Annotated in this window: 1 pseudogene; it reads left to right on the top strand. The window is 30.2% G+C overall.

The features are described from left to right. Positions 1 to 52: 52 nt before the first annotated feature. Positions 53 to 480 (top strand): annotated as a pseudogene (locus tag KGF39_RS19480) (adenine deaminase); the annotation flags it as partial.

Here is a 480-nt window from a genome sequence, read left to right as displayed (position 1 = left end):
AGATATGGATGCCTACATAAATAATCCTAGAATCTTAGGATTAGGAGAGGTAATGTGTTTTAATGATGTTATATCTGCTGAAAAAGAAATTTTAGATAAATTAGAGGCTTTTAAAGATAAAATGGCAGATGGACATGCACCAAATATAACTGGAAAGTCACTTCAAGCATATGTATGTGCAGGAATAAAAAATGACCATGAATGTATAACTTTTAATGAAGTGTATGAAAAATTAAGAGCAGGTCTAAAAATTTTTATAAGAGAAGGAAGTGCAGCAAAAAACTTAGAAGCTATAATAAAGGGATTATTGAAACATAGCTTACCAATTGAAGAATTTATGTTTTGTACAGACGACAAACATTTGGAAGATATAGAAAAACAAGGGCATATAAGATGGAATATAAAATGTGCAATCGATTTGGGTATGGAGCCAATTAAAGCTATTAAAATTGCAACTTATAATTCAGCAAGAGCATATGG

The organism is Clostridioides sp. ZZV14-6345 (assembly GCF_020657775.1).
Classification (GTDB): Bacteria; Bacillota; Clostridia; order Peptostreptococcales; family Peptostreptococcaceae; genus Clostridioides; species Clostridioides difficile_D.
Note: the sequence above shows the minus strand (reverse complement) of the source record. Positions and strands in the feature narration are given on the sequence as shown.